Origin of the sequence: Candidatus Villigracilis proximus (assembly GCF_016717045.1) — a bacterium.
Lineage (GTDB): Bacteria > Chloroflexota > Anaerolineae > Anaerolineales > Villigracilaceae > Villigracilis > Villigracilis proximus.
The window spans coordinates 574,105-593,555 of the sequence record NZ_JADJUO010000001.1 but is presented as its reverse complement, the minus strand read 5'-3'; the positions used below and the strand labels follow the sequence as shown (position 1 = coordinate 593,555).

General features: G+C 49.1%; 20 protein-coding genes and 1 pseudogene. All 21 read right to left on the bottom strand.

The features are described from left to right. Positions 1 to 5: 5 nt before the first annotated feature. Positions 6 to 698 (bottom strand): hypothetical protein, encoded by a 693-nt coding sequence (locus IPL71_RS03140; protein WP_345318745.1) that lies wholly within the window; start codon positions 696 to 698, stop codon positions 6 to 8. Continuing rightward, a complete protein-coding gene (aroE, locus tag IPL71_RS03135; protein WP_345318809.1) occupies positions 695 to 1,498 on the bottom strand; it encodes a shikimate dehydrogenase in 804 nt (267 codons plus the stop codon). Before aroE ends, IPL71_RS03140 begins: the two co-directional genes overlap by 4 nt. After that, positions 1,392 to 2,159, bottom strand: a complete 768-nt coding sequence (locus IPL71_RS03130) for a 3-phosphoshikimate 1-carboxyvinyltransferase (protein ID WP_345318743.1) — start codon at positions 2,157 to 2,159, stop codon at positions 1,392 to 1,394. The genes aroE and IPL71_RS03130 overlap by 107 nt, the downstream gene beginning before the upstream one ends. Then, a complete protein-coding gene (locus IPL71_RS03125) occupies positions 2,098 to 3,420 on the bottom strand; it encodes a carboxyvinyltransferase (protein WP_345318741.1) in 1,323 nt (440 codons plus the stop codon). The genes IPL71_RS03130 and IPL71_RS03125 overlap by 62 nt, the downstream gene beginning before the upstream one ends. Then, positions 3,338 to 3,754: an NAD(P)-binding domain-containing protein gene (locus tag IPL71_RS03120; protein ID WP_345318739.1), complete on the bottom strand. Its 417-nt coding sequence runs from the start codon at positions 3,752 to 3,754 to the stop codon at positions 3,338 to 3,340. Before IPL71_RS03120 ends, IPL71_RS03125 begins: the two co-directional genes overlap by 83 nt. Then, entirely contained in the window at positions 3,694 to 4,797 is a 1,104-nt protein-coding gene (gene aroF / locus IPL71_RS03115) for a 3-deoxy-7-phosphoheptulonate synthase (protein WP_345318737.1), read from the bottom strand. Before aroF (IPL71_RS03115) ends, IPL71_RS03120 begins: the two co-directional genes overlap by 61 nt. Positions 4,798 to 4,887: 90 nt before the next feature. Next, positions 4,888 to 5,946 carry a 3-deoxy-7-phosphoheptulonate synthase gene (gene aroF / locus IPL71_RS03110; protein WP_345318735.1) on the bottom strand — a complete coding sequence of 353 codons (1,059 nt, stop codon included), beginning with the start codon at positions 5,944 to 5,946 and terminating at the stop codon, positions 4,888 to 4,890. 85 nt (positions 5,947 to 6,031) lie between these two features. Further along, the gene (gene aroH, locus IPL71_RS03105) at positions 6,032 to 6,403 is read right to left on the bottom strand and encodes a chorismate mutase (RefSeq protein ID WP_345318733.1); all 372 of its coding nucleotides are present in this window, start codon (positions 6,401 to 6,403) and stop codon (positions 6,032 to 6,034) included. Positions 6,404 to 6,625: 222 nt separating this feature from the next. Beyond that, positions 6,626 to 6,928, bottom strand: coding sequence for an antibiotic biosynthesis monooxygenase family protein (locus IPL71_RS03100; RefSeq protein ID WP_345318731.1), 303 nt, complete (start codon positions 6,926 to 6,928; stop codon positions 6,626 to 6,628). Beyond that, positions 6,925 to 7,704: a tryptophan synthase subunit alpha gene (gene trpA / locus IPL71_RS03095; protein WP_345318729.1), complete on the bottom strand. Its 780-nt coding sequence runs from the start codon at positions 7,702 to 7,704 to the stop codon at positions 6,925 to 6,927. Before trpA ends, IPL71_RS03100 begins: the two co-directional genes overlap by 4 nt. Positions 7,705 to 7,766: 62 nt before the next feature. Beyond that, positions 7,767 to 8,963, bottom strand: a complete 1,197-nt coding sequence (gene trpB, locus IPL71_RS03090; protein ID WP_345318727.1) for a tryptophan synthase subunit beta — start codon at positions 8,961 to 8,963, stop codon at positions 7,767 to 7,769. Positions 8,964 to 9,012: 49 nt separating this feature from the next. Continuing rightward, positions 9,013 to 9,654: pseudogene (locus IPL71_RS03085) on the bottom strand (phosphoribosylanthranilate isomerase). 55 nt (positions 9,655 to 9,709) lie between these two features. Then, positions 9,710 to 10,129, bottom strand: coding sequence for an indole-3-glycerol phosphate synthase TrpC (locus IPL71_RS03080; RefSeq protein WP_345318807.1), 420 nt, complete (start codon positions 10,127 to 10,129; stop codon positions 9,710 to 9,712). 29 nt (positions 10,130 to 10,158) lie between these two features. Next, the gene (locus IPL71_RS03075) at positions 10,159 to 10,569 is read right to left on the bottom strand and encodes a hypothetical protein (RefSeq protein WP_345318725.1); all 411 of its coding nucleotides are present in this window, start codon (positions 10,567 to 10,569) and stop codon (positions 10,159 to 10,161) included. Continuing rightward, positions 10,544 to 12,157 (bottom strand): anthranilate phosphoribosyltransferase, encoded by a 1,614-nt coding sequence (gene trpD, locus IPL71_RS03070; protein ID WP_345318723.1) that lies wholly within the window; start codon positions 12,155 to 12,157, stop codon positions 10,544 to 10,546. Before trpD ends, IPL71_RS03075 begins: the two co-directional genes overlap by 26 nt. A 107-nt stretch (positions 12,158 to 12,264) precedes the next feature. Further along, a complete protein-coding gene (gene trpS, locus IPL71_RS03065) occupies positions 12,265 to 13,320 on the bottom strand; it encodes a tryptophan--tRNA ligase (protein WP_345318721.1) in 1,056 nt (351 codons plus the stop codon). A 101-nt stretch (positions 13,321 to 13,421) separates the two neighbouring features. Beyond that, a complete protein-coding gene (gene trpE / locus IPL71_RS03060) occupies positions 13,422 to 14,858 on the bottom strand; it encodes an anthranilate synthase component I (protein WP_345318720.1) in 1,437 nt (478 codons plus the stop codon). A gap of 752 nt (positions 14,859 to 15,610) precedes the next feature. Beyond that, on the bottom strand, positions 15,611 to 16,363 hold the full coding sequence (locus IPL71_RS03055) for a DEAD/DEAH box helicase family protein (protein WP_345318718.1): 753 nt from the start codon (positions 16,361 to 16,363) through the stop codon (positions 15,611 to 15,613). Further along, the gene (locus IPL71_RS03050) at positions 16,348 to 16,905 is read right to left on the bottom strand and encodes a TOPRIM nucleotidyl transferase/hydrolase domain-containing protein (protein ID WP_345318716.1); all 558 of its coding nucleotides are present in this window, start codon (positions 16,903 to 16,905) and stop codon (positions 16,348 to 16,350) included. Before IPL71_RS03050 ends, IPL71_RS03055 begins: the two co-directional genes overlap by 16 nt. 624 nt (positions 16,906 to 17,529) lie before the next feature. Beyond that, a complete protein-coding gene (locus IPL71_RS03045) occupies positions 17,530 to 17,910 on the bottom strand; it encodes an AAA family ATPase (protein WP_345318714.1) in 381 nt (126 codons plus the stop codon). 255 nt (positions 17,911 to 18,165) lie between these two features. Then, positions 18,166 to 19,266: a hypothetical protein gene (locus IPL71_RS03040; RefSeq protein ID WP_345318712.1), complete on the bottom strand. Its 1,101-nt coding sequence runs from the start codon at positions 19,264 to 19,266 to the stop codon at positions 18,166 to 18,168. Positions 19,267 to 19,451: the final 185 nt, after the last annotated feature.

Below are 19,451 nucleotides of genomic sequence, written 5' to 3'. Positions count from 1 at the left end.
AAAGATTAGATAACAGATGAGGCTTTCATTTTGCTTGAAACAAAAGCCATTTCCAGTGCAAAAAAACATTGAATCAAAACCATGAGCGGAATTTGAAGCGGAAGCGGGAGTGAATATATTACCAATGTGCCGGGGATCCAGGTCAGCCAGCAGTTAACCAACATTGGGATTGTTACCTTAATGATCCAGTCATCACGCAATGCACTACCGAGTGATTTGAAATCATAATTTAGATCGCGCAGCCGAAAACCAAGAGCAACATAGTGAATACTAAAAAAGGCTGTGAATACAAATTGGTCGAGCAGCATTTTGGAGATCACAATACCAAATGTAGTAGAAGGACCCCAGAACCAATCTTGAAAGTTGTAGAAATTATCAACCCAGATCATGCTGGTCGCCCAAACCAGACTGGTAAAAGCCACGTCAAGAAAACCGCGACCATCGTGCCGGCCCTTTCCGACGGCCATTAGATACAAGCCTGGAATTAATCCCGCACCGATGGCACTGGTCAACATTGAGAAACCAAGTCCCCACGCAGTACGGAGGGATTGCAATCCTTCCAATGCATCGCGGACAGAAGCAAAGGCGTAATATGCAGCCACTAGCAGTGCCGCAAAAAAGATGATCACCAGGCCCGGGATTAAATTTGCTTTAGCACCCAGCCACCCCTCATGAGCAGCTTCAAGGATACGCTTCATGCGACGGCCTTTTGCATGGCAGCGCGATCGGCATTTAAACCAGTCCATTTTTCAAAGGCGAGGGCTGCTTGTTCGATTAACATACCAAGCCCGGTTGTTGCAGACAATCCTTGTGCGCGGGCGTCTTTCACTAATTTTGTTTCGCGTGGATTATAGACAAGATCATAAATAAATGTATTCTCAGCAAAGGTTGTCATTTCAGGCAGGGGTGAGGCTTCGATGTTTGGAGTCATGCCAATGGGGGTGGTATTTACGATCAATGATGAGTGATGAATGATGAGTGATGAAAAATCGGCAACCTGTAATTGGTAATTAGCAAATGAATCTACGAGTTGCTGTGCTTGTTCAATTCTGCGGGCAGCAAGGGTGACTTCCCACCCATCATTTAACAAAGCATAAACAACCGCTCTTGCTGAACCGCCAGCGCCGAGAACCAATGCAGAATGCGGAATGATGAATGATGAATTTGAAACCCGTTTCAAATCGGCAAGAAAACCCGGTGCGTCGGTGTTATCGCCGATGAGTTTATCTTCTCGCATATAGATCGTGTTGACTGCGCCGATAACTTTTGCAGTCGGAGTGAGTTCATCCATCAACTCGATCACATTTTGTTTATGCGGAATGGTGACGTTGAGTCCATGAATCTCACCAGCGCGGACTCGGGCGAGCAAATCTTTTAGTCCCTGCTTGTCTTCAGGGGAAATGGGAAAAAGCGAATAGTCGCCATGCAGTCCGCGGGCTTTGAGGGCAGCGGTGTGAATACTGGGTGAAAGCGAGTGACCCAGTGGGAATCCGATCAAACCAAGTTGATAATTCATTGTTACCTGTTACTCTGTCCCTGTGCGCGCAAATCTTCAAGAACTTCAAAGAAGTTCGGGAATGTTTTGAAACACAGGATGGATTTTCAATAGTGACGCCGTCGAAGCGCAAACCGATAAGAGAGAATGCCATCGCCATACGATGATCATTATAGGTTTGGATGACGGCCGGGCGCATCTTTTCTACGGGATGAATGGTCATGCCATCTTCATGCTCTTCCACGCGGACGCCGAGTCTGTCCAACTCGACGCAGGTTGCATGGACCCGATCAGTTTCCTTCACTCTGGCAGATGCGATGCCACGAATGCGGGTGGGAGAATCAGCGAACGGGGCGACAGCGGCTAGGGTTTGAGCTGTGTCTGGGATGTCACGCATGTCTACGTCTACACCATGAAGCGACGAGTTTCGAGTAACGAGTATCGAATTATCGTTTTCTTCGACGGTGCAACCCATTTGTTTCAGAACATCCACAAAAGCGACATCACCTTGGACAGATTTACGCGAGATATTTTCCACTTTGACTGTTCCTCCGCAAATGGCAGGGGCGGCGAAGAAGTAGGATGCGGCGGAGGCGTCTGACTCAATTGGGTAACTGGTAATTGGTGAATAAGATGAAGAGAACAGTGAAACGTGAATATCCATTGCGTTCGATTTCCACGCCGAAGTCTTTCATGATGGCGATGGTCATATCTACATAAGGTTTGGAGTTTAATTCTGTAGAAAGCGAAATTTCAATTTCACTTCGAGCATATGGAGCTACCATAAGCAGGGCGGATAAAAACTGGGATGAAATATCACCCGCAATTTTCGTCTTTCCACCTGGCAAACCTTTTGCAAAAATTTCAACAGGTGGACAATTATTTGTGGCTTCCACTTCTACGCCAAGTTGATTCAACGAATCTATTAAATCTTTTATTGGGCGTTCTCGCATACGTGGTTCGCCATCTAAAATATATTGACCATTTCCGAGAGTGAGGAATGCAGAGAGGAATCTCGCAGCGGTACCCGCGTTGCCGATGAAGAGTTCGGCTTGGGTCGCAGGGATTTTTCCGCCCATGCCAGTGACGGTCATTTCAACATTTTCTTCGTCAAATTGAACCTCAAAGCCGAGGGTTTGCAGGGCTTTGGCAAAGTAACGTGAGTCATCGGAGAAGAGGGCATTGGTTAAATGCGTGGTTCCGTTTGCAAGAGAGGCGATTAACAAAGCGCGATTGGTCAGGGATTTCGAACCAGGCACGCGGACAGTGGCATTTAACGAGTGAGTGATGGGATTAATTTTCATTGAAAGGATGATGGAGGAGGGATGAAGGATGAATATTTCGTAATGCGTGAAACGTGATAATCCTTGTGTACCTGTTTCCGTGTTTACCTGTCTGCGTTTTACGCGGTGAATTCCTGATATTTTTTCTGTGCTTCGTTCAAGAAGAGATTCGAGTTTTACAAAATCGCCATCAGACAATGCGGATTCGATTTGCGCGAGTTCGGCTTGCATTCCGCGCAGAGCGTTGAGCACATTTTCGCGGTTGGATTGCAAAACTCCCAACATCATGGAAGAAGATGTGCCAGCCAATCTACTTGTAGATTTAAAGCCAGGGCCAACGAAAGGAGTCACATCTTCGGGGGTCGCGAGTGCCAGCGCGGACGAGATCAAGAAAGGCAAATGACTTGTTGATGCGAGGATGCGATCATGTTCGACTGCGTCAAGAGTCCTGCCTTTTGCGCCGAGGGCCTCGATGATCTGATTCGCGGCGGACAATGCACGCTGTGATGTTCGCTCCAACGGAGTCAATAAAAACGGTGCGGCATAATAAAGCGTTCTCTCAGCATTTGCCAGCGAGAGTTTTTCCTTGCCACAGATGGGATGTCCGCCAATGGGGTCGAAGCGTTCGGGCAGTTTGGACATCGCTTCGACAATCAAATGCTTGGCCGACCCCAAGTCCATGACGATGCATGGATTTGGGGTGAGGGCTTGGCAACTGCTCAAGCACAGTCAAAATTGCAGGGACGGGAGCGGACAGGATAACAAGGTCAACTTCGGGGAGGAGCTTGGCAGGATCACTATCAGCATAGTCCACGATATGTTGGGACAGAGCAAGCTCGAGCGTGGGAAGATGCGGGTCACATCCATAGAGTGCGGCACATTTTCCGCGCAGTCCCAATGCCAGCGAGCCGCCCATTAATCCCAATCCGATGATGGCGATGCGAGAGGTTGCGAGGTGAAAATTTGAGTTGTCCATGTATGGTAATTAGGCGATTGGTAATTGGCTATACAATTCCTAATCACCGCTTCGGCAATTGCTTTGACCTGCTTCACCATTTTAGCAAAGGCTTCAGGGGTGAGCGACTGCTTGCCATCGGAAATGGCGTGCGGCGGATCTTGATGCACTTCAACGATGAGCCCATCAGCGCCAGCGGCAACACCTGCTCTGGCAATGGATTGAACATACGCAGCGTCGCCAGTGGAGTGAGAAGGATCGATGACGACGGGCAGATGCGTGAGTTTCTTGAGAACGGGTACGGCATTGATGTCAGTGGTGTTACGGGTTGCAGTTTCAAAGGTGCGGATGCCGCGCTCGCAAAGAATGACGCGACTGTTGCCGCCGTTAAGAATATATTCGCTTGCCATCAGCATTTCTTCAATAGTAGCAGACATGCCGCGTTTGAAAAGTACGGGCGTGCGAGTATCGCCGAGCGCACGCAGTAAGTTGAAGTTTTGCATGTTACGCGCGCCGAGTTGGAAGATATCTACATATTTTTCCATCATCTCAATTTGGGAAACAGCCATCACTTCGACGACAAGCGGCAGGCCGGTTTTTTCGCGGGCTTCTGCCATGTATTCGAGACCTTCTTCACCGAGACCCTGAAAGGCGTACGGTGATGTGCGCGGTTTGAAGACACCGCCGCGCAATGCGTTCGCGCCCGCTTCTTTAACAGCTTGTGCGATCTCCAAAATTTGCGCACGAGACTCAACCGAACATGGGCCGGCAATGATGGGAACTTCCGTGCCGCCGATGGTGAAGCCGTTGAATTCAAAAACTGAGTCTTGCTCGTGGAATTGACGTGAAGCCAATTTATACGGTTTGGAAATGCGCTGGACTTCAAGCACGCCCGGGAAGGCTTCGAAAGTTTCCTTGAGGATGTAATGCCCGTCACCGACTGCGCCGATAATGGTTTGCTCCACACCGAAGATGGGATGGGCTGTAAGTTTGTGTCCTTCGACGGCAGCAATGACAGCGTCGATCTGTTCGCGAGGTGCGCCGGGGCGCATGATGATCATCATAGTGTTTAGTTTCCTTTTGAGTGTTTATTCTTTTGTAATTGGTAATTGGTAATTGGTAATTACTATTTACCAATTACCAATCTCTGCTCTTCACGCCCAACCCTGTTTCAACGGTTGAACATTGCCCTGGGTGGTGGCAAGTCTGCGGCCCATGATTTGCGCGATCTGGCCGACCTGCTTGACCATCTCGGCAAATTTTTCCGGCTTGAGGGATTGCTTGCCATCCGAAACCGCCTTGGCTGGGTCAGGGTGGACTTCGATAATTAATCCGTCTGCGCCTGCGGCAATGCCAGCGCGCGCAATGGCGGCGACATAATTTGCATGACCCGTAGAATGGCTTGGGTCAAGAATAACAGGTAAATGGGTTAAGTTTTTCAAAACGGGAATTGCATTAATATCGGTTGTATTACGTGTGGACGTTTCAAAGGTGCGAATACCGCGTTCGCACAACATCACACGTTGATTTCCCCCCGCCAAAACATATTCAGCAGACATGAGCAGTTCCTCAACCGTGGCGGAAAGTCCGCGCTTGAGCAGAACAGCGGTACGCGTTTCGCCGATGGCGCGCAGCAAATTGAAATTCTGCATATTGCGTGCGCCGATCTGAAACACGTCCACGTACTTCACCATCATATCCAATTGCACCTGTGACATGATCTCCACAACAATGGGCAAGCCGGTGATCTCACGCGCTTCTGCAAGAAGTTCGAGACCTTCTTCGCCAAGTCCCTGGAATGCATACGGCGACGTACGCGGCTTGAACACTCCCCCACGCAAAGCGGACGCTCCCGCTTCTTTCACAGCGATAGCTGTTTCTATTATCTGTGAGCGACTCTCCACTGAACATGGTCCCGCAATGACAGCGATCTCGTTTCCGCCGACAGCAAATCCATTCATCGGAATGACTGAATCTTCAGGGTGAAATTGACGCGAGGCAAGTTTGTAAGGCTGGGTGATGCGTTGAACAATATCCACACCGTCCAAACCTTCAAAGCGTTCTGTCGGAATATTATGCGTCTCGCCGATGGCGCCGATAATTGTGGCTTCAACTCCCTGCGAAAGGTGGACGGCGAGTCCCATCTCTTTGATTTGCGCGATCACCGCTTCCACTTCCTGCGGCGTTGCGTTGGCTTTCATTATGATCATCATAGGTTCTTCTCCTTAAAATTCATGTCAAAGGTCAAAAGTCGCAGGTCACGGATTGACTTTTGACCTTTGACTTTCGACGAGCTTTTTATTGTGCCGCTACCAGATCTGGTCTCAGCTTCACAGCGCCCCGCAAATACACATGCGTGATCTCGTTCTGCCGCATTTCCGTATTCCAATGGACAAGCACGCGGATCACTTTTGGCAAACTACCCGGCACGGGAATCTCACGCGCACAAGTCATCGGGACGAGACTCCAGCCCATTTGCCGCGCCGCCTGCGCGGGGAAGGTCGAAGCGAGGTCATCAGTCACCGTAAAGAGGGCGCTGCCCACATCCTCAGGCTTCATGCTGGCGTTCGCCTTCAAGATCGCCTCCAGCAATTCCCGTGTGGCTTCGAGAATTAATTCTGGTTCATCTGCTGATACGGTTGTTGCTCCACGAATTCCACGAATTGACATTGATCGCTCCTTAATGACGTAACAAAAAAGAGCGAGACCGTGTGGCCTCGCTCTTTAGTTACAGATTTTTTCTGTCTACTTAAGCGCAACCAGCGGCAACCGAGCGGAGGCCGTTAAAGTAATACGCAAAATAAAAGCGGACTGCAGATAACATATTGGTCGCTATTCTATGCGCGTCACTCAAATGCGTCAAGGGGCAAATTCCGAAAACGCAGGACGGTACTATTTTATGTTTTCAAAGGTCATTTCATAATGTTCCACGGTAGGAAATGGATCATAAAAATGATGCAGCTTCTTTTTCCATTCCTGATATTCGGGCGATCCGCGGAACCCAACCGTATGCGCTTCGAGCGTTTCCCATTGAACAAGTAGTAAATACCTGTTTTGCGTTTCCAAACAATGCTGTAACTGATGCGAAACATACCCCGCCATACTGGAAATAATAGACGAAGCTTCTACAAATGCTGATTCAAATTCTTTTTCGCGACTTGGAATCACATCAAGAATTACCACTTCGAGAATCATTTCTTCACTTCCAATAACGCGCTTCGGAACTCCGCCGCAAACTGTTTCGCTGTTTCAACAGGCTTTTCACTACTCCCGATCGTTTTCACACACGCCGAGCCGACAATGACTCCATCCGCGAGTTGACCAACCTGTTTGGCTTGCTCAGGCGTGCCGATTCCAAATCCCACGCACACAGGCACGGACGTGTGATCTCGCACACGTTGAATCAAATCACCAAGTCCATCTGAAATGGCAGTACGCGCACCTGTCACACCAGTAACCGAGACAAGATAAATAAATCCCTTCGCATTGCGTGCAATGGATTCCATGCGTTCATTCGGTGATGTCGGCGCAAGCATTTGGATCAACGGCATATCCCCCACCAAGGCTTGAAACTCGCCTGCTTCTTCCAATGGCAGGTCAGGGATGATAAATCCATCCGCGCCTGCTTCACGCGCATCGTGGACAAATTTCTCCAGTCCATACGCCAGCATGGGATTGAAATATCCCATCAAAATAAATGGAATGGTCACGCCGCGCTTGCGCAACTCCGCAACCGCCGCGAGTGACTTCTTGATCGTAATTCCATGTTCCAACGCAACCTGAGTCGCCTTTTGAATCACAGGCCCATCCGCCAGCGGATCGGAGAACGAAAGCCCCACTTCGATCAAGTCCGCGCCGTTTTTGGCAAGCGCTTCGATCACATCAATGGAAGTTTCCAAGTCAGGATAGCCCAAAGGGAAATAGGGCATGAAGATCGGTTTGTTTTTGAAAGCGTTTTCGATTCTGTTCATAATAATGATTCCTTGTAGGGGCAGGGCTTATCCCTGCCCTTGAAAATATGGGCCCATCGCCCCTACAAATTCGTTCCCAATTCCTTAATCACAGTATTCAAATCCTTATCCCCTCGCCCCGAAAGATTGACCAGAATCACCTGATCCTTTCTCATCGTCGGCGCACGCTTGATGACTTCCGCCACCGCATGAGATGACTCCAGCGCAGGGATAATTCCTTCGGTGTGGCACAAGGTTTGGAAAGCGCTCAACGCTTCCGTATCCGTTGCGGATGTGTAAAATGCGCGTTCGCTATCTCGCATCATCGCGTGCTCGGGGCCAACTGCCGCGTAATCCAACCCCGCAGAGACAGAATGAGTCTCGGCAATTTGTCCGTCTTCATCTTGCAAGACATAAGTTCGTGTTCCGTGAATCACGCCAACTCTTGCTTTGCTTGCATCGCCAAAACGAGCAGCGTGTTTGCCTGAAGCAATTCCGCTTCCGCCCGCTTCGACACCGATCAACTCAACATGTTCATCGTCCACAAATCCGCTGAAGACGCCGATGGCATTTGACCCGCCGCCCACACAGGCAATGACCGTATCAGGCAAACGTCCCACATCACGCAGCATTTGTTCGCGCGCTTCAATTCCGATCACCGATTGAAACTCGCGCACGATGGTCGGGTATGGGTGCGGCCCCAAAGCCGAGCCGAGCAGATAATGCGTATCGCGCACATTCGTCACCCAATCGCGGATGGCTTCGTTGATGGCATCTTTCAATGTCTTCGTGCCTGACTCCACAGGCCGCACTTCCGCGCCGAGCAATTTCATGCGGAAGACATTCGGTTCCTGCCGCGCAATGTCCACGGAGCCCATGTACACCACGCATTCGAGTCCGAGCAATGCCGCAGCGGTGGCAGATGCCACGCCGTGCTGCCCTGCCCCAGTCTCGGCAACGACGCGCTTCTTTCCCATCCGCTTGACGAGCAGAGCCTGTCCCAACGCGTTATTGATTTTATGTGCGCCCGTGTGCGCCAGGTCTTCGCGCTTCAAATAAATTTGCGCGCCGCCTAATTGTTCCGATAATCTTTTTGCATAGGTCAACGGCGTGGGTCTGCCCACGAACGACGCCAGCAAGCCTTCGAACTCGCGCCTGAAGGCTGGGTCTTTTTGCGCATCCACGAACGCCTGCTCCAACTCAATGAGCGCGGGCATGAGCGTCTCGGGCACGAACTGTCCGCCGTACGGGCCAAATTTTGGGGGTAATAATGTTGTCATAAGTTCTCCTTGATTAGACGATGGACGACAGACCGTTGACCATGATGGTCTATCGTCCATCGTCAATGGTCTGCTTGACTGCTTTCACAAATGCTGACATCTTCGCCGCATCTTTCTCACCTGGGGCTGATTCCACGCCAGAGGCAACATCCACGCCCCAGGGTTTGACCTGCCGCACTGCGTCCGCGACATTCTCGGGAGTCAGTCCGCCTGCCAGCAACAGCGGATATTTTTTTGCAAGTTCCGCCGCCGCTGACCAATCTGCGGTGACGCCGCTTCCACCGTAGACACCTTTGACGGCGGCGTCTACCAACAAAGCAGGTGCTCAACTTGCTTCATAACCGGATGAACGGATGTTTCAACGGATCCGGTAACGGATGGCTTTGAAGGCTTTGCCGCTGAAGGACTCAAGCATTTCGGGCGTTTCGTCACCGTGGAGTTGAGCGAGGTCAAGATGGCAGGTTTCCAGAATATTCTTCACTTCATCCACGGGTGAATTTACAAATACACCGACAAGTTTGATTTGCGGATGTTCTCGCTTCAAAACAGATGTTATTTCTGCACAAGTTTCTTTCTCAATAAAGCGCACGCTCTTGGGGTAAAAGTTGAATCCCAGATAATCCGCGCCTGCTTCGATGGCGGCGAGGGCGTCTTTTAATGTTTTGATTCCGCAGATTTTTATGATTGTCATAGGTTGTAAGTCGAAGGTCAAAGGTTGAAGGTCATAAAAGACTTTAGACCTTTGACTATTGACTCTCCATTCCAGATAATTCGCGCACTTTGGCGGGAATGTCTTCTGAAGTGACCAATGCTTCACCGACGAGGATTGCGTCAATATTGATATTGGCTAACCGTTCTACATCAGCGGCGGTGAAGATTCCGCTTTCGGCGACGACGGCGATTTCGGATGAAATCATTGGGCGGAGGCGTTCGGTGGTGGCGAGGGAGACTTCAAAGGTGGCGAGGTTGCGGTTGTTGATGCCGATGAGTTTTACATCTTTCAACTTCAAGGCTCGCTCGGTTTCTGCTTCGTCGTGGACTTCGACCAAGGCGGTCAATCCCAAACTGAGGGCGCAGGCGTGCAGGTCGGCGAAGTGTTTGTCGTCGGTGAGGGCGGCGGCGATGAGGAGGATGGCGTCGGCGCCGTTGGCTCGGGCTTCGTAGATTTGGGTTTCGTCGATGGTGAAATCTTTTCTTAAGAGCGGTGGTTGGTAATTGGTAATTGTAATGGCGTGCGCAGTTCGTGGAGAGTTTCGAGTTTGCCCATGAAGAACTTTTCGTCGGTGAGGACGCTGATGGCGGCGGCGCCGTTTTGGGTGTAGATGTCGGCTACTTGGAAGAGGTCGAGGTGCGGGGCGAGAATCCCTTTGGAGGGAGAGGCTCTCTTTAGTTCAGCGATCAGGCTCGGGCGGAGTCCGAAGCGGCGGCGCTTGATGGCGGCGAGAAAATCTCGAGGCGCAGGACTCTGCTCTGCGGCGCGGCGTAATGCTGAGGCGTCGAGCGCCGCAATTTCCAATTTCTTTTGAGCGATGATTTTTTCGAGTATGTTCATGGGTAACGGATATAAACGGATGAGCGGATTAGGAAACGGATTTTGAGTACTCAACGAGGGCGTTGAGTTTGGCGAGGGCGGAGCCGTTATCGAGCGCGGCGGTGACTTCCACAAGCGCGGATTTGAAATCGCCAGTTTCGGCAGCGAGAGCACCAGCGGCATTGAGCAGGACGGAGTCGCGGCGCGCGCCTTTGAGTTTGCCAGAGAGAAGATCTCTCATCATCGCTGCGGATTCATCGGGTGTGCCGCCGCGCAGGTCTTCCATGGTGGCGAGGGCGAAACCGAATTCGGCGGGATCAAGATCGTAGGTGTTGACCGCGCCATCTTTGAGATGGCTGATGCGATTGATGCCCGTGGTGTTGAGTTCGTCGGTGCCGCCTGCGCCGTAGATGATGAGCGCGGCGCGAGAGCCGAGTTCCTTGAGGACGTTGGCGAGCGGCTCGGTGAGGGCGGCGGCATAAACGCCCGTGAGTTGAATGTTCGCGCCTGCGGGGTTGGTGAGCGGGCCGAGGACATTGAAGATGGTGCGTTGACCGATCTCTTTGCGCGGGCCGATGGCGTGCTTCATGGCAGGATGGAATTTTGCGGCGAACATAAAACCGATGCCGATGTTGTCGATGGCGTGGGCGATCTGATCGGGGGTGAGGTCGAGACTGACACCGAGAGCGGAGAGGACATCGGCAGAGCCGCAGTGTGATGACGCGGCGCGGTTGCCATGCTTGGCAACTTTGCGTCCCGTGCCCGCGAGGACGAATGCGGCGGCAGTGGAAATGTTGAAGGTGTGAGCGCCGTCACCGCCTGTGCCGACGATGTCGTAAATGCGTTCATCGGGATTTGCGAGTTTCACCTTGACCGCGTTGGCACGCATGGCGCGGACGGAGCCTGTGATCTCGGGGATGGTCTCCCCTTTCATGCGGAGCGACACCAGATAGGCGCTGACCTGCGCGGGCGTGGCTTGCCCCGTCATGATGACGTTCATCGCTTCTTCGGCTTCGGCGGCGGTGAGGTCGGTGCGGTTGATGGTCTTGGCGATGAACGGCTTGAGCATGGACGGCTCCGCTGGTGCGGGCGGGGCGATCTTGATATCGAGAAAATTCTTGAGCAGTTGTTTGCCGTGCTCGGTGAGAATGGACTCGGGATGGAACTGCACGCCGTAGGTTGGGTGCTGACGATGTTTGAGCGCCATGATCTCGCCTTCGGATGTTTGCGCGACAATTTCAAGTTCGGTTGGGATGGGTTCGTACACGACGAGCGAGTGATAGCGCATGGCTTCAAACGGCGAAGGAATATCTTTGAAGACACCTTGTCCGTTGTGAGTGACGGGGGAAGTCTTGCCGTGCATGAGACGCGGAGCGCGATCCACTTTGCCGCCGTAGACTGCGCCGAGGCATTGATGTCCGAGGCAGACGCCGAGCACGGGAATTTTGCCCGTGAAGTGTTTGATGGCTTCGGGGGAAACGCCGCCATCTTTGATGGGTTCGCCTGGGCCTGGGGAGATGACAAGATGGTCAGGCTTGAGGGCGATCAACTCGTTCAAGGAAATTTGGTCGTTGCGAAAGACGCGAATATCCGCGCCAAGTTCGCCGAGGTATTGAACGAGGTTGTAGGTGAAGGAGTCGTAGTTATCGATAAGGGCTAACATGGGTTCTCCAAAAGGATGAACGTTGAATTATGAAGGATGAAGAAAAAAGCAGAAGGCAGAAGGCGGTAGGCTGCTTTCTGCATTCCGCTTTCCGCCTTCTTCATTCGCTATTCTTCATTTCCAAAAATATCCACTTCATCAGCGAAGAGGTCGAGGGAATACGATAAGCCAGTCACATCGCGGACGAGGGTCATGGTCTCTTTGGCTTCGGTTTGCATGCGGCGGATTCCGTTGGCGAGGACATCGCGCGGGATGGTGGGATGGGCAAGATAATACGCGCGTTTTTCGCGGATGGGTTCGAGGAAGGCGTTGATGGCTTTGGCAAGTTTTTCCTTGACTTCCACATCGCCGACCTGTCCCTTGCGATAGCGTTCCTTGAGGTCGTCCACTTCGGCGTAGGAGGGATTGAACGCGTCGTGATAGATGAAGACGGGATTGCCTTCCACGGTGCCAGGGTCAGTGGCGCGCAGGCGTTTGGGGTCGGTGTACATGCCTTTGACTTTTTCTTCGACGGTCTTCGCGTCATCGGATAAATAGATGGCATTGCCAAGGGACTTGGACATTTTGTTCTGTCCATCTGTGCCGACGAGCAAAGCACCTTCACCGATAATGGATTCTGGTTCGGGGAAGACTTCTTTGCCGTAGAGATTATTGAACTTGCGTGCCATTTCGCGGGCGAGTTCAACATGGGATTGGTTGTCACGTCCAACGGGGACAACATTCGCGCGCGGCAATAAAATGTCAACGGCTTGCAGGACGGGATAACCGAGCAAACCAAACGGCATGGAGTCGATGTTGGCGTCGCGTGCCATGTCTTTGAGCGTGGGCATGCGTTCGAGGCGCGGAACGGTGACCAGCATTTCAAAGAGCAGATTCATTTCATAGGTTTCTGGAATTGCAGATTGGACAAAGATGGTGCTGACGTTCGGGTCAATGCCCACGGCGAGATAATCCAGAACAATTTCGCGGATGTAGGTTGGAATCTCTTTGATGTACTGCGGCTCGGGTTTGGTGGTCATCGTGTGCAGGTCAGCAATGATGAAAAAGGAATCATATTGATGTTGCAGGCGCACACGATTGCGAAGCGAGCCGACATAATGTCCGAGGTGCAGGCGGCCTGTGGGGCGGTCGCCAGTTAATAAGCGGGGTTTGGTGTTTGGCATGGGTTGGGTTCCTTTTATAAAATGCAGAAGTCAGAATTATGAATGATGAATATTTGTGAGAAAGTGGCAAGGTTTATTCTGCCTTCATCATTCATCATTCATCATTGGTTTTCCGCTGCGTCTATCGCTCTCAACATCGCGCTCGCTTTATTCACCGTCTCTTGAAACTCGGTGGACGGGTCTGAGTCTGCGACGATGCCTGCGCCTGCTTGCACGCTGACGGTGTTGCCGCGCCCGACCATGGTGCGGATGGCGAGGCAGGTGTCCATGGCGCCGTCGAAGCCGAAGTAGCCGATCATGCCTGCGTAGGCGTTGCGTGCGTCGGATTCCAATTCAGCAATAATTTCCATCGCGCGGACTTTCGGCGCGCCGCTGACTGTGCCTGCGGGGAAGGCGGCTCTCACTAAATCGAAGGCGGTTAACTCGGGGCGCAGAGTCCCTTCGACGTGGGAGACGATGTGCATGACGTGTGAATATTTTTCAACGGTGAAGAAATCAGAAACTTTGATCGTGCCATATTCGCAGACGCGTCCGAGGTCGTTGCGGCCGAGGTCAACCAACATCACATGCTCCGCGCGTTCCTTCGGATCGGCGAGCAGGTCTTTGGCAAGCGATGCGTCAGCGTCCCCATCTGCTCCTCGGGGGCGCGTCCCAGCAATCGGTCGGAGTGAAGCGGTTCTTCCTTCCAAACGCACAAACATTTCGGGCGACGATCCAACAATGTAAAGCGGTTCATCGTCCACGAGTCCGAAATCAAAAAAGAACATGTACGGCGAAGGGTTGAGGCGGCGCACGGCGCGATAAACATCGAAAGGCTCGACGTTGGTTTCGCGGCTGAAACGCTGCGAAAGCACAACCTGAAAAATGTCGCCAGCAACGATGTGCTCTTTGGCGGCAAGCACCATGTCTTCAAATTTTTCGCGCGTGAGATTCGATTTTATTTCAGACGGCTTGACTTCAATTTTTTGCGCGGCGGGCAAAGGCTGTTGGATGCGCTCGGCGATGGCGTCCAGTTTTTGATTGGCGGCTTCGGCGTTTCCATCCAAAACATTTGCGATGAGGAAGATGGTGCGGCGCGCGTGATCGAATGCGACGATGGTATCGGCGAGCAAATAAATTCCATCGGGGATATCGGCGCGCTTCATTTTCTCGCTGAGAGTTGGTTCAAAATAACGGACAGATTCATAGCCGAGATAACCCACCAACCCGCCCGTGAAGCGCGGCGCGTTCGGCAAGTGGACAGCGGGAAAGCGGCTCATTTCATTTTGCAAAAAGATGGTCGGGTCGTCGTGATCGAGTTGGACGGTGCGCGTTTCGCCGTTCTCTTTGACCTCAACCTGACCGTCGCGCAAAATATATTCCGCTCTGGGTTGGACACCGATAAACGAATAGCGCGCGATGCGTTCGCCGCCTTCGACGGATTCCAATAAAAAGGACGCGCCGTCGCCGCGCAGTTTGAGATACAAGCTGACGGGGGTTTCAAGGTCGGCAGAGACCTCGCGGATGATGGTTTGGACTTGGGTGGCTTCTAATAGCATGGTTGCTCCTTCGGAAATGCAGAATGATGAATTCAGAATGATGAATGACGATAGACCGCGGACGATGGACGATTTGATGGTCAATGGTCTGTTGTCTATGGTCTGCCCTTAAAGCAGAATCCTCTCCGTCCATAAGGGACGAGAGAGGACTCCCGTGGTGCCACCCAGGCTTGAAGTGTCTTAACAAAAAATCTCTGTTGTGAGCAACAGAGATCAAGAAGCCAGCTTCACTTTGTCAGGTACGGCCTTGCGGCTTATACCCTTACTCTGTAACGGGAGTTCCCGAATTGGACTACTTGCTTTGCTTTCGTCCTCTCAACTCGGAGGGCCATTCGACTTCTGCGCTTTTGCCTCGCTTTCAGAACTTCTGCTCGGCTCTCTGGTAATCGCTTTGAAGTGTACTCGTCCTCGTCAGCGTTTTATGTATGTTATTGGGCGGTATTCTATGACGGAGAGGGAGATGTGTCAAGGAGGAAATTCTTTACTTTTTATATTTCTCGAAAAAGTTTTCTGGGACAAAATATAAATTCCCTCTTGCCCTTGAACACGCCACATAAAGTTTGTTTTTCGTCTGTACTGCCAACTCACCCAATTTATTTTTCGTAAAACTATTCAAGGTGGTTTTATTCATGACAACACAAATATCAATATGACCATCTTCACCCTTGCATTCACCCCAGTTTCTTGAATAGCAATCGTATTTGTAGTGTTCCCGATAAAACAACTTAACTATGTGTCTATTATGGAATATCTCATCTGCGTGTTTGTTTTTCGACAAAAGATTTCAGTGTTATAGTCCTAGCAGAAGATATCTCCACGCCCATACCATTCGAAATAAAATCACAAACAACAGGACTGCACCTATAGCTCACTTTCAGGCTTTCCGTATCAACAGAGTATCCCATAGCTACAAACACTTTTTTATATTTTTCATAATTTTCATGTAAATTTGCATTTACCTTTCCATCTCTTCTTGTGTCATATGTATGTTGATAAAAATCGCCTACCGCCATTATGTTTATATTTGCCTGCGAAACACTTCTAAAAAGGTTGAAATTATGTTCTCCCAAATCCTGAACTTCATCAAAAAATAAGTTTTCAAAATATTTCTCAAGCCTTAAGTTCACGTCATTTAATATACCTTCTTGGCTTAAGAGTTTTGCAATTCTATTCCCATAAATTCTTCCATATTTATCAAAATAATATCTGCGAATATCTGTTTGTTTCGCATACATGTCTGGATTATTATCATAATTTATTCCCCTAGATTTAAACTTTAAAGATAAAAATGGCTTATAGCAGAAAGAATAAAGAAAAGTGAAATATGAATATAAAATTATATTTTCTGGAAAATACCCAAACTTACCCAAAACTCTGTTCCGAAGAGTTCGGAGATTGTTGTTGGTATACGTAACCAATAAAGACCTTTTATCAAGGCTCAGCTCATCAACAATACTTTTGGTTTTACCCGAACCCGCAACGGCAAAAACTACGCTTTTATCCATTCGATTGCCCCTTTTATGTACTCGGGCGGATTAACTTCAGCACCTTTTTTCTCCAACAACTCAAAGGCTACATCTGCTTTATTTTGTAGCATGAAGTCCTGAACACCCAAGGTCTTTCTGCCTGCCGCAAACATAACTTCGCACACTTCTGTATTATCTCGATATACAGCAATTTCAAACGTAGATCGATCATTATCTTTATCAAAAAACACTTGCACCCAATCATTAGTATATTTGGAGTAATTATCAACACAATTGGTTTGGTAATCACCATCGTTATCCCTAATCACAGCCGTTCGTATATGTAACAACTTTGCTAAATCCAAGTATCTCTTAAAGCTCGTACCACCCACAGATATTATATGAACCTTTGAGTCCTCTAATTTCTGGGCTGTAATTTTCTGAAAGAAGGTTTCCATCAAGATAAATTCCGCATCTCCTTCTACTAAAATTACTTTTTCAGACAAAATAAACTCAAGGATTTTGTTATTAGGTGCCTTCATAAAGAATTTCGCTGTATCTTCTGAAAGATCTTTTAGCAACACCGCGCCTAAACTGCTTTTATTTAACAATATCGATTTTCGCAAATCAAGTCGAGCACTAACTAAATCGCTAGCGTAGCAACAAACAATTGCCTATCATCCGAGTCAATAATTTTTTCGAATCAATCGTTTCATATTAATGTGACTCAAGTGATTTTCAGGTTCTTCAATCAAGACTACGTCTAAATTCTTGTCGCGGCTCTTCTTAAGAGCAAATTCAGTCTTAATAAAGCACTGCTTACCCTTGCCTTTATTTTCGATGTTTATATCATTTTCCGAAATAGTTAAATCAGTCTCTAAATTTGCTTTTGAACCCGTTTTTATTGCAAATGAATATTCAGCAGGAATTCGATCTTTTAAATCTACAAGTACACCTTTCCTGAAAGCATTTTATATTTCTGTATTCGTTTTGATGCTTGTTTCTTTCTGCAGGAGAGACACTACCACCATACATAGTTTTAACAAAATCCCTTGTAGCATATTCATTACTAATATGAGAATTGTCAATCAATACATGCCGCAAGTATTTTCGGTACCCAACATACCCATTGTCGGCAAAAGTTTTAAAGCTTATTGAATAAAACTCAAACGGAAAAATTGGCTCGTCTTGCCCAATATCTCTTTTTATTTCTCTACTAAAATATCATCTGGCTCACAAACTAGTCGCAATCCATCACAGACAATACCATCTGAATTATTTTTTCCATTCAAATCCACATTGTCTTGCTCGTCCAGATAAAGTTCAACAAATAAATGAGGTAAGTTTTCCAGTTTTCTATCTGAAGTTAAAAATTTTTGAACAACTTCAGCATTAAATAGACTATCCAACCCTACTGTCTCTACCTTTGTCCTACTTCCACTCAAAACAATATCTATTGCGGAAAGAATAGAACTTTTCCCTGATTCATTATCCCCAATGAGCAGGTTTATCTTATCGTCAAGTTCAACAGAAAAATTCTGAAATCTCTTGAAATTATGCAGTTTGATTTTCTTTATAACCGCCATACAATCAACTCCTTTTATATACCACCGACTTGAAAAGGAAATACAGTATCAAAATCCATTATACATCCAACACTCAAGGAGGAAGGCAAAACCTTCCATCTCTTCGTAAAACACTTGCGTTGTGAGTCACATGTCCACGCCCGAGAAAGACCTGACATGTCTCAACAGAAGACTGGCGTTCGGGGATTCATGTCCGCGCGAGGGTGATAGTCGACGAGTGTTACGATGAGACATGTCAGGTCTAAGTAGTTACACCTACGACAAAAAGACAATATCCATCGGGTGGCGTAGAAGTTGCAAGGCATTATCTTTTATTTGAACGATTTCACTTAACTTCACAAAATCCTGGTCGCTAATAATAAATACAGTGGGGTCGCCGTCTTCAAATAGCCCAGCCAACCTCAGGCTTTTATCATTTTCATCGAAATCATAGCGGCTATTTTCGCGCAAGGCATTCCAATAGCCCTGCATGCGCTGGGAGTACCAGGTTTTGGTAATTTTGCGAAAAAGATACGGGTGAATCTCCATCTCGTCCGTAATGTTTTTGAGGTCAGCGATCTTTATCCCTTCAGCTACGCTTCTATCGTACACCCACAGGTTGGGAATTTTACGGGATCTTTCAGCGGCGCTATTTTCAAGGGCTTGTCGCTTTTGAAGTCCGTCCGCCTGGGCACGGCGAACCGCTTCGATCAACTTATCGCGCAGTCGTCCGGCCAGAGTCATGAAGAAGTAGGGATATACCAATCCATATCGGAGTAGTTGATAGTTGACGCTTTTTTCCAAACGATTGGCGAGCATGTCTTTCGTCAACTCAACCCCGTCAGGGTCATCGGTATCGCCGGGAAATACCCAGGCGAGCGGGCGTCCGTTTTTTTCGATATTGCTGGTGACGATGTAGGCTGGAATGTTGTCTGTCTGTTTCTCGTCCAGCCAAATCTCCTGTCCACTTTGTTCAAAACAGGCTTTGGCAACCCAGGTGGTTTTACCGAATTTGCGCCATTGCGCTTTTTTTACGCCCACCAGCCACATAAAGGCTTCGGCGGCGATTCGTCCGATTTCTTCCGGCTGTTTGTAATGACCCGGTTTCGGCTTCCCTTCCTTGTCTTTTTCTTTGGGTTTCAAGTCAGGCGGAGTAGGCAACGGCATGGGGCCAAAGTGCGTTTCCAAAGCATCAATGCCTTCCAAACGCAATTGAACCGCGCCATTTTCCTTGGTCAACTTTTCGGTAAAGAGTTCTTTGTTCTCGTTTTCCAGTCCATCCCACATGGCGGGGTTGGCAGCCTTGAACATCATCGAGTCGCCGTCCGGCGAATATCCCACAACATGCATTGAACCTTTGATCAATAAGTATTTCATTCGATTTCCTCGGTAAAAAAGGGGGTTTATTTGAAACTGCCTTGCTTCGTCTTGTCAGGGAATTTAGAACAGCTTGCAGTGCCCGATTATAGGGTAAAAGTTAAATAACTCAAGTTGCTACCCGCATCTTTTTGAGTCTCTTTGCGGCTCTGCGTCTTGGCGTTAAAACTTGTGCGAATTCTGCA